The 14552-nt window shown below is 62.1% G+C and carries 8 protein-coding genes; 1 reads left to right on the top strand and 7 read right to left on the bottom strand.

The genetic code is table 11. The features are described from left to right. The first annotated feature begins 25 nt into the window (after window positions 1–25). On the top strand, window positions 26–1609 hold the full coding sequence (locus tag AC07OO_RS07915) for a methyl-accepting chemotaxis protein (RefSeq protein WP_495081505.1): 1584 nt from the start codon (window positions 26–28) through the stop codon (window positions 1607–1609). Window positions 1610–1642: 33 nt separating this feature from the next. Here AC07OO_RS07915 and AC07OO_RS07910 read toward each other — a convergent pair whose 3' ends face one another. The 7 genes from AC07OO_RS07910 to AC07OO_RS07880 form a co-directional block, all read right to left on the bottom strand. After that, window positions 1643–3697, bottom strand: a complete 2055-nt coding sequence (locus tag AC07OO_RS07910) for a tetratricopeptide repeat-containing diguanylate cyclase (protein WP_495081504.1) — start codon at window positions 3695–3697, stop codon at window positions 1643–1645. Between the two features lie 106 nt (window positions 3698–3803). Beyond that, the gene (locus AC07OO_RS07905; protein WP_495081503.1) at window positions 3804–5471 is read right to left on the bottom strand and encodes a methyl-accepting chemotaxis protein; all 1668 of its coding nucleotides are present in this window, start codon (window positions 5469–5471) and stop codon (window positions 3804–3806) included. Window positions 5472–5580: 109 nt separating this feature from the next. Beyond that, entirely contained in the window at window positions 5581–6522 is a 942-nt protein-coding gene (locus AC07OO_RS07900; protein WP_495081502.1) for a helix-turn-helix domain-containing protein, read from the bottom strand. Window positions 6523–6630: 108 nt separating this feature from the next. Continuing rightward, the gene (locus AC07OO_RS07895; RefSeq protein ID WP_495081501.1) at window positions 6631–8820 is read right to left on the bottom strand and encodes an EAL domain-containing protein; all 2190 of its coding nucleotides are present in this window, start codon (window positions 8818–8820) and stop codon (window positions 6631–6633) included. A gap of 287 nt (window positions 8821–9107) precedes the next feature. Beyond that, on the bottom strand, window positions 9108–11345 hold the full coding sequence (locus tag AC07OO_RS07890) for an NADP-dependent isocitrate dehydrogenase (protein WP_495081500.1): 2238 nt from the start codon (window positions 11343–11345) through the stop codon (window positions 9108–9110). 387 nt (window positions 11346–11732) lie between these two features. Next, entirely contained in the window at window positions 11733–13286 is a 1554-nt protein-coding gene (locus tag AC07OO_RS07885) for an acyl CoA:acetate/3-ketoacid CoA transferase (protein WP_495081499.1), read from the bottom strand. A gap of 12 nt (window positions 13287–13298) precedes the next feature. Continuing rightward, window positions 13299–14543, bottom strand: a complete 1245-nt coding sequence (locus AC07OO_RS07880) for a thiolase family protein (RefSeq protein WP_495081498.1) — start codon at window positions 14541–14543, stop codon at window positions 13299–13301. Window positions 14544–14552 lie beyond the last annotated feature (9 nt).

The following is a 14552-nucleotide window of genomic DNA, read 5'->3' as shown; positions in this document are numbered from 1 at the left end:
CCGCTGATTCTTAAGGAGAATGCATATGACACTCCACCAATGGAAAATCGGGACCCGCCTGGGCCTGGCCTTTAGCTTGGTACTGATCGTCACCGCGATGATCTCGGTCATAGGTGCGTGGCGCCTGGGCATACTCAATGACGCCACCAACAACCTGGCTACCGTCGAACTGCAGCGCAATGCCTTGGCCCAGAAGTGGTCTGCCGACATCCATCTGAACTGGGTGCGGACCGAAGCCCTGCTGCAAGCCAGTGACGCGGCCCACATCCAGGCCCTGCAAACGCAGATGGATGGCACGTCCAAGACCATTGGCGAAACGCAAAAGCAACTCGAACCCTTGATCCAGGATGCGCGTGGCCAAGAGCTGTTCGCCAGCATCGGCAAGCTGCGCGAGCTCTACCGCGGTCCGCGCAGCGAGTTGGTGAAAAAGAAACTGGCCGGTGAAGATGTCGCAGGAGCCCTGACCACGACTTTGCGGCCTCTGGCCCAAAACTACTTGAATGCCCTGCAGGCCCTCGATACCCATATGGATGAACGCTTGGCGCAGAGCCAGGCCGAGACCAATGCGGTGGCGCGCACCGGGCAGTGGATGCTCAGCGCTGGTGCTTTGGCCGCAGCCCTGATTGGGGTCAGCCTGGCCTACTTCACCACCCGCTCTATCACCGGGCCGATTGGGAGCTCGGTGGCGTCGGCGCAAGCCATCATGGAGGGGGACTTGTCGGTGGGGATATTTCCCGATGGCAAGGATGAGGCTGCGCAGTTGATGAATGCCTTGCTGGCCATGCGCGACAACCTGTCGCATATTGTGGGTGAGGTGCGAGGCAATGCCGAGGGCGTGTCCACCGCCAGCGCCGAGATCGCCCAGGGCAACAACGACCTGTCCATGCGCACCGAACAGCAAGCAGCGGCGCTGCAGCAAACGGCGGCCTCCATGGCCGAGCTCAGTTCCACCGTGCAACAGAACGCCGACAACGCGCGCCAAGCCAACCAACTGGCCTCCAGCGCATCGACCGTTGCCATTCAGGGTGGCGAGGTCGTCGGGCAGGTCGTTGCCACCATGAAGGGCATCAACGAGTCATCGCAAAAGATATCGGCCATCATCAGTGTCATTGACGGCATTGCGTTCCAGACCAATATCCTGGCCTTGAACGCCGCGGTCGAGGCGGCCCGCGCCGGTGACCAGGGGCGTGGCTTCGCGGTAGTGGCCTCGGAGGTGCGGGCGCTGGCCGGACGTTCGGCAGAAGCGGCCAAGGAAATCAAGACGCTCATCAACACCAGTGTGGAGCGGGTCGAGCAGGGCACGCTGCTGGTGGACCGGGCCGGCAGCACCATGACCGAGGTTGTCAGCGCCATTCAACGTGTGACCAGCATCATGGGTGAAATCAGCTCGGCCAGTAGCGAACAGGCCACCGGCGTAAGCCAAATGGACCAGGCGGTGACACAGATGGACCAGGCTACCCAACAAAATGCCGCCTTGGTGGAGGAGATGGCCGCGGCGGCCAGCAGTTTGCGCGTCCAGGCCAAGGCCTTGGTGGACGTAATGGCCATCTTCAAGCTCAGCGGGCCGTCCGTCTACCCGCAGAGGGCCGCAGTGGGCCTGTTGCACTGAGGGCGGGCCACACCAGATCCCGGAGTTCCTTCCTCAGCCAGGGGCCGCCGCCCCATCGGAGGACACCGGTCCTTGCACCTCGACCCATTCCACCAGCGCATCCTGCACTGCGGCTGCAATGTCGTGTTCCAGTACTGGCAAGGCCTGTTCGAACGGCACCAGCACGCGACCCAAGCCGCAGGCGCGGTTGCGCCCATTGACTTTCCCCATGTACAGGGCGGCGTCGGCAATTTGCAGTGCCCGCTCCCAATTGCATGCGGTCTCGGGGATGTCTGAAAACGGCAGCAATAGGAAGCCAGCCGTCACCGTGACGGCCATCGGCTTGTCGCCCACGCGCATGGGTGTTTCCCCAACGGCCTTGAGCACCCGCTGCGCCAAGCTCCGCAAATGGGGTGTACTGGCTTTGGGGGAGTAGATCAGGAACTCTTCACCGCCCCAGCGCACGACCATGTCGCTGTCGCGCACACAGCCGCGCAGGCGCTTGGCGATCTCCACCAGGACGGCATCGCCACCTGCATGCCCCAGCGTGTCATTGATGGTCTTGAAGTGGTCGATGTCGAGGATCATCAAACCATCGGGGCTGTCACCTTCGCGCCGGCCGAGCGGGATTCCGGGGTTGCGCCGGCCCATCAGGTCCAGAAAGGCACGGCGGTTGTTCAGGCCTGTCAGCGGGTCGCGCACCGCGCTGATGGCGAGTTGCTGATTGGCCTGGCGCAGCCGTGTATTGGCCGCGCGGACGCGCCGGTACAGCAGGAAGATCCCCGCGCCGCCCATGATGGCCACTACCGCCCCTAGCAAGGTTACCAACTGCTGCTGGCGTTGGTTGCGCAACTCGGCGTCCTTCAGGTTGTTGTCGCGGGCCAGCACTTCAACTTGCTTCTGCCGCTGCACGGCATCAAATTGCTCCTGCAGGGTTGCCACCGCTTTCTCACGGTCGGTCCGGAACAGCTGCTCGCTGAGTTGCTGTTGTTCGCGCACCGTGGCCAGCGCTTCACGGTAGAGGCCTTTTTGCTCGTACATGCGGCCGAGTTCGCCCAACACATCTTCCTCTCCCGCGATGGCGCCAGCCGCATGGAACTGCTTGAGCGCCGCGCGCACCTCGGCCGCGCCCTCCGCGATGCGTCCCTGGCCGATCAGGGCAAAGCCAATATTGGCCATCGCGGTGGAGGCCAAGCCTTGTGCATCACGCTGGCGCGCCAGGGTCAGCACCTGGCGCGCCAGGGCTTCTGCCTTGGCATAGGCGCGCTGGCGCAAATAGCCATCGCTCATGTTATTGAGGATGAGGGACTCCATTCGGGTAAAGCCTGCGTCCCGACTGGCCTGGAGCGCACGCGCATTGGAGGTGATGGAGTCTTGGTAATGCGCCATGGCCGAGTGGATATTGCCCTGGCTCATGTACAGCAACGCCATCATCTTGCGGGAGTCCAGGTCTTTGGCCAACGCCAGCCCTTCGTCGATAGCCGCCAGCGCCCGGGGGTAGTTTTTCATGATCGCGTACAGCGTCCCCAGGACATTGAGCGCGCGCAGCCGCGACTGGCGGGCGTGCCGTTGTTGTTGTTCAGCGTATTGCAGGCATTTGAGTGCGCTGTCCAGCCCCGCCTCGAACCGGCCCAGATTCACCTGGGCATTGCTGAGTACCAGATAGAACTGCCACAGAACGGCCGGATCGGCGGAGCGCTCGGCCAGGGGGCGGGCCTCGTCCAGCTTGGTAATGGCGGTAGTGGACTGGGCGGCCACCAAGAGCGTCGCGGCTTCGAACGCTGCGGCCAGCGCCATGCCGGCATCATCCCGTTGCTCGCGGGCCAGCGCCCGCAACTGGGCGATGGCTGCCTTGACGGTATCGCCCTTGTCAGAATCCAACTCCATGGCAATACGGTTGGACAGGTACTCCCGCTGCACGGGGTAGGGGGTGCCGCCATCCAGGCTCTTTCCAAAGGCTTGCATCTGCTCCAGCGCTGCCAGATTGTCCCGCTCCGACAGCAGGTAGATGGCGTCGAGGCGCGCGAAAACTTCTTGTTGCGGCCACGCACCGCCATGCCAAGTGATGCCCAGCGCAAGCAGCCCCGCCCAGCGCCACAGCCGGTTCACGTCGGGGTCTCCGGTTCCGGCTGGACAGCAAATGCGCGCCTGGGTACCACTTCCATGTTTTGAACAAGCCCCCGTGGTGGTGTGTTGGTGGGCTTATTGTGACGGGTTACGCCAGTTTTTGGGCAATCAGCCTGGCCTGCGTAGGCTGCGGGAGGATGTTGGACCCGGTTGGTACCGCATTCAAATGCCGGGCCGGCGCATATGGGCGCTCTCCCTGGGACAGCTTGAACACCGCAACGGTGGCCACCAGTTCCTGGGCCTGGCCCTTGAGGCTAGACGCCGCGGCGGCCATTTCCTCCACCAAGGCTGCATTCTGCTGCGTGGCCTGATCCATCTGCGTGACAGCCTCTCCCACCTGCGCCACGCCCATACTCTGTTCCGAACTGGCCGCGCTGATTTCTCCCATGAGGTCGGTTACACGGCGGATGGAGTCGACCACCTCGGTCATGGTGGCGCCCGCCTGGTCCACCAGCACCGAGCCTTGTTCGACCCGCTCCACGCTGGCGTTGATGAGGGCCTTGATTTCCTTGGCGGCTTCGGCGCTGCGCCCAGCCAGACTCCGCACTTCGGAGGCCACCACGGCGAAGCCGCGACCTTGCTCGCCTGCACGGGCGGCTTCTACCGCCGCATTCAGGGCCAGGATGTTGGTCTGGAAGGCTATGCCATCGATCACACTGATGATGTCCGATATCTTCTTGGAGGAGTCGTTGATGCCTTTCATGGTGTCCACGACTTGGTTCACCACGTCGCCACCTCTGACCGCCACGGTGCTGGCGCTTTGGGCCAACTGGTTGGCCTGGCGGGCGTTGTCGGCGTTTTGCTTGACGGTGGAGCTGAGCTCTTCCATGGAAGCAGCGGTTTCTTCCAGGGCACTGGCTTGGCTCTCGGTACGGGCGCTGAGGTCGTGGTTGCCCTGCGCAATTTCTGCGGAAGCTGTGGAAACACTGTCCGAGCCCTGGCGCACCGCGGAGACTACACGCGTGAGCGAGGCCTGCATGCGCTCCATCGCGGCCATCACGCTGCGGGTGTCACCGTCGCGCACGTGGAGGCGGGACGCCAAGTCCCCATCGGCGACGCGGTTGGCCGCGTGGCTCAATTCAGCGGGCTCGGCCCCCAGCGCCCGCGTCAGGCTGCGCGTGATGAGAACACCTGCGACCACGGCTGCCATGAGCGCCACGAGGCATCCGGCGATCAGGTAGTTCCTTTGCGCGGCGTAGTCGGCGGCGGCCGCATCCACCAGCTTGGATGCGCGATCCGCGGCGAGGTTGGAGTATTCGACCGATACTTTCACCAAAGACGCCAACAGTGGACGACACTCGCTGTTCATCTTGGCAATGGCTTCCTCGGTCTTCTTGTTGAGCGCGAGATCAACAATGGCAAGCGCCACCGGTGCGTAGGCCTGCTCAATCCTGTCGATTTCCGCAATCATGCGGCGCGCCTCATCCGAGGTGCTTTCCTCCTCCGCCAATTTTTTCAACTTGCGCAGGTTTGCGCCCACATCCGCATGGGCCTTGGTCACCACGGCCTTTTCGACTGCCACATCTTCCGGCTTGGTCACCAGCACCAGATTGCGTGCGGCGATGGCGCGAAGGTCAATGGCTTCCCGTACGAGGTGGGCCATGTCGGCTCGCGCACTGATGCCGTCGACATACTTGCTGAAACGTTCGTCCGCATCGCCCAGCATCTTGATGGCCAGCCCCGCAATCAATAAGACCAGCAGCGCAAGTCCCCCAAACGCCCAAGCCAATTTGGCGCGCACCGTCATATCGTTCATCTCGCACTTTCCTTTCAGTAGATTTCGACACTGTCACTTTTGCTTGTTGTTGGCTGAACCAACGGGGTGGAAAGGCGTGGTGCGCATGCCTGCTGCGCAATGCCCACATTCATTCCAAGGGTGTGAAGACCCACCTTTGGAATTCGATGGGTGATATTCCGTACTTGCGCTTGAATGCGCGGCTGAAGCCAGACAGGTCATTGAAGCCACGGCTCAGCGCCAACTGCTTCATGTTCAGGTCGGTGCGCTTGCTGGCGATAGTCAGCCGGCAATCCTCCAGGCGGCGATCACGCAGGAAGCCTTGCACGGTCAAGTCCTGCCGCGCGAACAGGAGGTACAAGCTGCGCAGTGACATATGCAGAGCCGTCGCTATCTTGTTGGGTGTCAGTTCCGGGTCGTACAAGTGCTGGTCAATGAAACGCATGGCGGACGTGATGCGCTTTGCGTCGGGGTTGACCAACTGCTCGCCCCGCTTCTTCTGTATCGCTTTGACCATCAGGCTGCGCGCTGCCAGCAAAGCCAGTGTCAGATCGGCCTCGGATAGGGATTGCCATTCGTTCAACAGCCCTTGCATGAAGCCGCTGAGGATGGACCCAAAGGGATCTTGTGGCCTGAAGTGCATGCCGGTCACCGACGGAATATCCAGTATTTCCGATTTCAAGTACTGGTCACTAAACACCAGATTCAACAGATGGTAGGGCTCCTGAATATGAAAGTTCATGGGGACACTGCCGTGCCACAGGGATATGTCCCCTGCCTGCAAGGTGATGCGGCCATACGGACCCTCCACGGCACTGACACCAGACACGGAGAAACCCATGGATAGATAGGTGCCGTCTTGCTTGTGTGGATCAAACCGCCCGATGCAATGTCCAAGCCGGGTTTCCGTCACCTGCATCCCCGAGACCTTGACGCGGTTGTAGGCAAAAATGGCCTGCTCGCGGTGCGGCCTGTAGATGTACCACCCCCTGTGGGCTAAACCGAGTTCAACGGCAACATTCGACTCGTCCATGTCGTCTTTGAAACCAGCGGGAGCGGACAGCTTATTCATTCTTGATGGACTTCTTTTCAGCGCAGACCGCCAACTACCGCCAGCAGCAGTCTCCGTATTCCAACGGTTGACTTGGGGTGGAACAGTTGAACCGATTGAGCTTACGTTTCAGGGCCGCGCTGCGTCAAGGATGTGCATGAAATTCGATTTGTCAATGCGTGCAGGCTCCACCGGCTGTGGCCTGTTCTGACGCGGCGCGGTTGGCGTGCCCTGGTCCTTGGCAAAGTACCCGGGGCAGTCCTGCTCGGGTAACGCGGGGCTGTGAAAATAGCCTTGAAAAATGTCACAACCCAGGTCTGCCAGCATCATGCGCTGTTCCAGGGTCTCCACATACTCTGCGACCACTTCCACCTTCTGGGATCGCCCCAGGGCCACAATGGTGCGAATGATGTCGGCATTGGTGGCGTTGCTCAGGACGTCGCGCGTCAAGGATCCATCAATTTTGATGGAATGCACATGGAAACGCCGCAGGTACAGCAGTGAGGAGTAGCCCATGCCGAAGTCATCCATGGCAAGCCGGACACCCATGTCCGCAAATTTGCGCAAGGTTTGTTCCACGGTCTGGCTGTCTGGAATCACGGCGGATTCGGTGATCTCCAGTTCGATTTCCGAAGGGGCCAAGCCGTGGCGTTGCAGCAGTTCCTCCAACTGGGTGGTCAATGCATAGTCTTCCAGCTGCGAGGGCGAAAGATTCACCGCCATGATCAGGTCGCGGTGGCCCATGGCATTCCACCGCGCCTTGCACGCGCAGGCTTGCTCCAGAACCCAGAGCCCCAGCTTGTGGATGTGTGTGCTGTTCTCGGTCAAGGCCACCATCACGACCGGTGAAATGGGCCCGTAAGTGGCATGGTTCCACCGCACCAGGGCTTCCACGCCGACCATGCGCCCCGAGGTGTCGTGCTTGGGCTGGTAGGCCAGCCACAGCCCGCCGTCACGCGTCTTCAACGCATTGCACAGGTCTGCGAGCAGATGTCTGGCAACAAGGCCCGTCTGGTCGTGGCGCATGACAAACGTACCAAACTTCTGGCTTTCTTCCACGATGCGCTTCAGCGCATGGTTCACCGTCGTGGCTTCGCGCTCCTTGCGCGTGGCTTCGGCCCGTCGCACAAACGGAAGATAGAGGGCGACCCCCAGCACGATCTCCACAGCTTGCAATGCGGCGCCTAGCCAGGAGCCTGTGAGCAACCAGCCGGACAACAGCGGTGGTGTCGTCCACGGAATGTCCGCCACCACAAAGTGCACCAGGCCGGACTCGGCCGCCGCCACCGTCATCCCTGCGAAGAGGAGGGGTGTGCAGAGAAACGGCACCCAGTAAGCTCCGTTCAACACGATCGGCAGCCCATAGAGCACGGCTTCATTGATGTTGAAGATGGCGGGTAGCACGGACCACTTGGCAATCTGGCGTTGCGGTCCGTGCCGAACGTTCAGCAAGATGGCAATGACCAGGCTCACTGTGGCACCCGCTCCCCCCATTAGTGCAAAGTGGTCGAACAAGGGCCGCCATGCCAGCGCACTGGTATAGGGAGAACCCATGGGGGTAAAGAGCGCCGCACCATAGGTGTCAAGAATTTTGCCGCCATGGATGCCGAAGAACCATGCGGCCTGGTTCAGCAGCGTGGCCAAACCGCTCAGTATCCAGGTTGCATCCGCCTGCTGGGACTGGGCCCAGGCCACCACCGGGGACAGCACATAGGGCGAGACCCCTGGCAGGGTGGCTAGCAACTCCATGCACACGAAAAAAGTTAGGCCCACCACAATGACTGCCGGCGTAAGGCGTAGCGCGTGGTGGTAAATGGAATCGGCGTCGTAGGGGTTATCGCCCATCTGGAGCCAACGCCACCGAATGGCCAGCCGCAGCCCTTCGGCGGTCGTGATGCCCACCACAATGCCGTGCAGCATGGCCCCGTGCCCCAGGCCATCCACAAACAGCGGGCGCGCGGACGCCATCAGCATGAAATGGATCAATGCCAGAATGGCCACGATCACGGAGGGCACTTCGGTCATGTCGAACGACGGAGGGGTCAACCGTCGCGTGAGCAGGGTGGCGACAACGGACGCCAGCACCATGCCGAAAATTCCATGTGAGGCTTTGATCACCTTCTCCAGGTGCCCCGCCCAACCGTCACCCCAGAGCGAGCGCATCGCATCCTGGTAGACGCTCCAGGGGAAGTGTTGCAGCAGCAGCGCCACAAGCCCCAAGAAGGTCAAGGGCATGAGTGCGATGAATGCATCACGGATCACCGTCAACCATAGGTTGACCCGCACCAGCAGCCTGCGCCCCAGCGATTGTGTTTCCATAGGTCTATCGAGTCTTCCCGCTTGGATTAATGGAGTGGAACGCTGGATTCAGTCCGCCAAGACGGCTGGTGATGTCGATGGGACGCTTGCACGCGTTGAGCTTACGTTTTGCCCGACTTGAGAGTCAAGGCGCAGCGTGAAATTCGATTTGCCATTGCGTGCAGTGTTGGGTGGCACACCTGCTGTTGCCGCCTGACTGCGAGGCGGTGCCGAAAACGGAGCCCGGGGGCGCATGGTAGGCCCTCGTGCGCCACCGCTGACGCGGGCGGCTGGCTCCTGGATGACCGTTACGCCTTGACCGACGCGAGGGCCTGGTTCAGCGTGGCGCTGGGGCGCATGATGGCGTCCAGCTTGGCAACATCGGGCAGGTAGTAGCCGCCGATGTCGGCGGGCTTGCCTTGCACCTCGGCCAGTTCCGCAACGATGGCTTGCTCATTGTCTGCCAATTGCTTAGCCAGAGGCGCAAACTGTGCAGCCAGTGCCGCATCGTCGGTCTGCGTAGCCAGTTCCTGTGCCCAGTACAGGGCCAGGTAGAACTGGCTGCCGCGGTTGTCCAACTGGCCGGTCTTGGGTGAGGGGTTCTTGTTGGTGTCCAGCAGCTTGCCGGTGGCCGCGTCCAGCGTCTTGGCCAGCACCTTGGCCTTGGCATTGCCGGTTTTCAGGCCCAGGTCTTCCAGCGACACCGCCAGTGCCAAAAATTCGCCCAGCGAATCCCAGCGCAGGTGGTTTTCTTCCACCAGCTGCTGTACGTGTTTGGGGGCAGAGCCGCCGGCACCGGTTTCGTACATGCCGCCACCGGCCATCAGCGGCACGATGGATAGCATCTTGGCGCTGGTGCCCAGTTCCATGATGGGGAACAAATCGGTCAGGTAGTCACGCAGGATGTTGCCGGTCGCGCTGATGGTGTCCTCGCCGCGTATCACGCGCTCCAGCGTGTAGCGCATGGCGCGCACCTGGCTCATGATCTGGATGTCCAGGCCGGTGGTGTTGTGCTCATGCAGGTACATCTTGACCTTGGTGATCAGCTGCGCCTCGTGCGGGCGGTAGGCGTCCAGCCAGAAGACTACGGGCATGCCGGAGTTGCGTGCGCGGTTGACGGCCAGCTTGACCCAGTCGCGGATAGCACCGTCCTTGACCTGGCACATGCGCCAGATGTCGCCCTGCTCCACGTTCTGGCTCAGCAGCACTTCGCCGGTGGCCAGGTCGGTGATGTTGGCCACGCCGTCTTCGGAGATTTCAAACGTCTTGTCGTGTGAACCGTATTCTTCGGCCTGCTGCGCCATCAGGCCCACGTTGGGCACGGTGCCCATGGTCTTGGGGTCGAAGTTGCCATGCCATTTGCAGAAGTTGATCATCTCCTGGTAGATGCGGGCAAAGGTCGACTCGGGCATCACGGCCTTCACGTCCTTCAGGCGGCCATTGGCGTCCCACATCTTGCCGCCGTTGCGGATCATGGCGGGCATGGATGCGTCGACGATGATGTCGTTGGGCGAGTGGAAGTTGGTGATGCCCTTGGCCGAGTCCACCATGGCCAGCTCGGGTCGGTTTTCGTGGCAGGCGTGCAGGTCGCGCTTGATCTCGTCCTGCTTGCTTTGCGGCAGGGTGGCGATCTTGGTGTACAGGTCGGCCATGCCGTTGTTGACGTTGATGCCCAGTTCCTTGAACACGGCACCGTGTTTCTCGAACGCGTCCTTGTAGAAGATGCGCACGCAGTGGCCAAACACGATGGGGTGGGACACCTTCATCATCGTCGCCTTGACGTGCAGCGAGAACATCACGCCGGTCTTGCGTGCGTCTTCGATTTCGCGCTCATAAAACTCCAGCAGCGCCTTCTTGCTCATGAACATGCTGTCGATGACTTCGCGGTCCAGCAGCGAGACCTTGGGCTTCAAGACGATGGTCTGGCCGCTCTTCGTGATCAGCTCCATCTTCACATCACGGGGGCGGTCCAAGGTCATGGACTTCTCGCCGTGGTAGAAGTCGCCAGCGTGCATGTGCGACACGTGTGAACGCGACGCCTGGCTCCACTCGGCCATGCTGTGCGGGTTCTTGCGGGCGTATTCCTTGACGGCCTTGGGCGCGCGGCGGTCCGAGTTGCCTTCGCGCAGCACGGGGTTCACGGCCGAGCCGATGCAGCGGGCGTAGCGGGCGCGGATGGATTTTTCTTCTTCTGTCTTGGGGGCTTCGGGGTAGTCTGGTACCGCGTAGCCCTTGGACTGCAGTTCCTTGATGCAGGCCTGCAACTGGCCCACCGATGCGCTGATATTGGGCAGCTTGATGATGTTGGCATCCGCCTGCAGCGTCTTCTTGCCCAGCTCGGCCAGCGTGTTGGGCTGGCGTTGGGCTTCGGTCAGGCTTTCGGGGAACTCACCCAGCACGCGTGCGGCCACCGAGATGTCGGCCTCGGTCACGTTGATGCCGGCGGGTGCGGCAAAGGTGCGCACGATGGGCAGGAAGGACGCCGTGGCCAGGCGGGGGGCCTCGTCGGTCAAGGTGTAGATGATGGTGGGGGATTGGGTCGTCATCACTTGTCTCCAAAAATTGTTATGGCAACTGCCGCCAGCTTGCTGGGGTTACAAGCTGCAGTCATGGGATCGTGCGTGATTGTGCTTTCAGCGGTCTGACCCGGGGGCATTTTTTTGCAATCAAATTTCATAATTTGAAAATAAGAACCATTGGAGGAAAAATTTTTTGCATGCGGAGCCAAAACAGCCCTTTCAAAGCGGGGGCAGGAGCCTATCCAGGCTGCCGCTGGGTCACCTGGTCATCTCAAAAACACCCTATTTCTACCCATATTGGGGTTATTGGCGATACTTCAGAGGAAAACTGGCCGCTAGCCCTCGTGGAATATGCGTATGCCACTATCAAAGTAATAGCGTCTACTGTCGTGCACTTGGCCGGCCCATCCCGGATCAACCCAACGCCGCCGCCAGCCCACCCCAGTTCGCGCGGAAGATGCCGGCGTCCATGGGCTTCACGTTCGTGATGATGGGCTTGAAGCTCATGTGGGCCAGCACGTCGCGCTCCAGGTCCACGCCGGGGGCGATCTCGGTCAGCTCCAGGCCGTCGGCGGTCAGCTTGAAGACCGCACGCTCGGTGACAAACACCACCTCTTGTTGGCGCAGCGCGGCGTCGTGGCCGTTGAAGGTGATCTGCTCGACCTGGTCGATGAACTTGCGCGACTTGCCCTCGGTCTTGATGTGCAGCCGGCCATCGGCCACTTCCACATCCAGCCCGCCGGCGGTAAAGGCGCCGCAGAACACCAGCTTCTTGGTTGAGCGCGTGATGTTGATAAAACCGCCGCAGCCCACCGGCCGCCCGTTGAACTTGCTGACGTTGACGTTGCCGTGGCGGTCGGTCTGCGCCAGGCCCAGAAAGCTGGCGTCCAGCCCGCCGCCGTCGTAGAAGTCAAACTGCGCGCTTTGCTCGATGATGGACTCGGCGTTGTAGGCCAGGCCAAAGTCGCCCAGCTGCGCCGGAATGCCACCGCTGACGCCGCTTTCGATCGACAGGCTCAGCAAATCCGACACCCCCTCTTCCGCCGCCACCGACGGAATGCCGGCCGGGATGCCGATACCGAGGTTGGTGATGGCGCCAGGTGTGACCTCCATCGCGGCGCGCCGCGCAATCACCTTGCGTTCGTCCAGCGGCATGGGGGCCAGGCTGCCGGCCGGAACCTTCACGTCGCCGCACAGCGCGGGGTTGAACTGCGTGGCGATGGTTTGCATGTGGTTCTCGGGTTGTGCCACGACCACATAGTCCACTAGCAAGCCCGGCACTTTGACGGCCTTGGGGTGCAGCGTGCCGGCCTTGACGATGCGCTCCACCTGGCAGATGACAATGCCGCCCCAGCGCTTGGCCGCCTGCGCGATGGACAGCTGCTCCAGCAGCACGCCCTCCTTGTCCAGCGTGATGTTGCCCTTCTCGTCCGCCAGCGTGCCGCGGATGATGGCCACGTCGATCTTGGGCGGTGGGTAGAACAGCCATTCTTCGCCCTTGAAGTCAACCAGTTCCACCAGGTCCTCGGTGGAGCGGCTATTCATCTTGCCGCCCTCCAGGCGCGGGTCGACAAAGGTGCCCAGGCCAACCTGGGTCAGCAAGCCCGGTGAGCGGTTGGCGATCTGGCGCGTCAGATGCGACAGGCTGCCCTGCGGGAAGTTGTAGGCCTCGACTTCGCCGTCGAACACCATCTTCATCATCTCCTTGCCGGTCTGGCCAAAGTGGCCGGCCACCACACGCTTGATCAGCCCGGGGTGCGCAAAGTGCTTCATGCCAGCTTCGCCCGAATTGCCCACCGCGCCGCAGGCCCAGGTGGTCACATTGCGCGGGTGGCCGCTGGCCAGGAATTGCCGCTCCACGCCTTGCAGGATTTCCTCGGGCAGGCTGGTCACGGCCAGGCCGCCGAGGAAGATGGTGGCGTCGTCGGGGATCAAGGCGCCGGCTTGGTCAGCTGTAATGACTTTCATGGGGTGTCTCCGTTAAGTGTTTTGGTTTTCGATCAGCAGCGCCATGCCCTGGCCACCGCCCACACAGGCGGACGCAATGCCGTAGCGCAGACCACGGCGGCGCAGTTCACGCGCCAGCGTCACGGTCAGGCGCACGCCGGTCGCTGCCAGGGGGTGGCCCAGTGCGATGGCGCCGCCATTCACGTTGAGCTTGTCGCGGTCCAGGCCCAGTTCACGTTCGACTGCAATGGTTTGTGCGCCCTGGGCCTCGTTGATTTCAAACAGGCCAATGTCGGCCAGCGCGAGCCCGCAACGCTGCAGCAGCGCGCGGATGGCTGGGGCAGGGCCTATGCCCATGGTCTCGGGTGGCACACCGACTGCCGCGGCGCCGACCAGCCGGGCCAGCGGTTGCAGGCCATTGCGCTGCACATAGGCATCGCTGGCCACCAGCGCGCCGACCGCACCGTCGACCAGGGCCGAGCTGTTGCCGGCGGTCTGCACACCACCCACGTACACGGTGCGCAGTTTGGCCAGTGCCTCCACCGGCGATGGCCGGGGGTGCGTGTCATGGTCCAACTGCGCGACCTTGCGCGGCAGCGCGATGCCACGCGTGGCATAACCTTCCAACGCAAAACTCTCGTTCGCCACCGGCACGATCTCGCCCGCATGAAAGCCCTCGGCCTGCGCCCTTAGCGCACGTTCGAATGATTGGGCCGCATACGCATCCACATCGTTGCGGCTGATGCCGTATTGCCGGGCCAGGTTCTCGGCGGTCTGGATCATCGTGACGGGGCCGGCGGTGTCGTTCAAGGCTTCGACCAGAAAGTCCTTGAACTCCACCGGCGCGCCCAGCTTGAAGCCGCTGCGGTGGGTGTAGGCGGCAATTGGGTTACGCGTCATGGATTCGGTGCCCACCACCAGCGCCAGCTCGGCATAGCCCAGCGCGATCTGGTCGGCCGCCTGGCGGAACAGCTCAAAGCCGGTGCCGCAAATGCGCTGCACCAGAATGGTCGGCGTCGCCACCGGCACGCCGGCGTACAGGCCGATATGGCGGGGCAGCACAAAGGCATCGAAGTCAGCCTGCGCCATGGAGCCGGTGATCACCGAGTCCACATCGGTGGCGGGCAGGCCGCTGCGGGCGATGACGGCGCGCGCCACCTTGATGCCCATGTCGGTGGGCGACACCGCACCCAGCGCGCCGCAGTAGTCGACCATGGGGGTGCGAACGCCATCGACCAGCCAGGCATTTTGAAAACGTGCAGAGAAGTGTTTTGTCATGGTTCAACC

The organism is Rhodoferax sp. GW821-FHT07G04 (assembly GCF_059418585.1).
This window is presented reverse-complemented; position numbering and strand designations above follow the sequence as displayed.

What these genes read in the sequence shown, in the direction of transcription:
- AC07OO_RS07915 (WP_495081505.1), top strand. Translation starts at nt 26, where the DNA reads ATGACACTCCACCAATGGAAAATCGGGACCCGCCTGGGCCTGGCCTTT.
- AC07OO_RS07890 (WP_495081500.1), bottom strand. Translation starts at nt 11,345, where the DNA reads ATGACGACCCAATCCCCCACCATCATCTACACCTTGACCGACGAGGCC.
- AC07OO_RS07880 (WP_495081498.1), bottom strand. Translation starts at nt 14,543, where the DNA reads ATGACAAAACACTTCTCTGCACGTTTTCAAAATGCCTGGCTGGTCGAT.
- AC07OO_RS07895 (WP_495081501.1), bottom strand. Translation starts at nt 8,820, where the DNA reads ATGGAAACACAATCGCTGGGGCGCAGGCTGCTGGTGCGGGTCAACCTA.
- AC07OO_RS07900 (WP_495081502.1), bottom strand. Translation starts at nt 6,522, where the DNA reads ATGAATAAGCTGTCCGCTCCCGCTGGTTTCAAAGACGACATGGACGAG.
- AC07OO_RS07905 (WP_495081503.1), bottom strand. Translation starts at nt 5,471, where the DNA reads ATGAACGATATGACGGTGCGCGCCAAATTGGCTTGGGCGTTTGGGGGA.
- AC07OO_RS07885 (WP_495081499.1), bottom strand. Translation starts at nt 13,286, where the DNA reads ATGAAAGTCATTACAGCTGACCAAGCCGGCGCCTTGATCCCCGACGAC.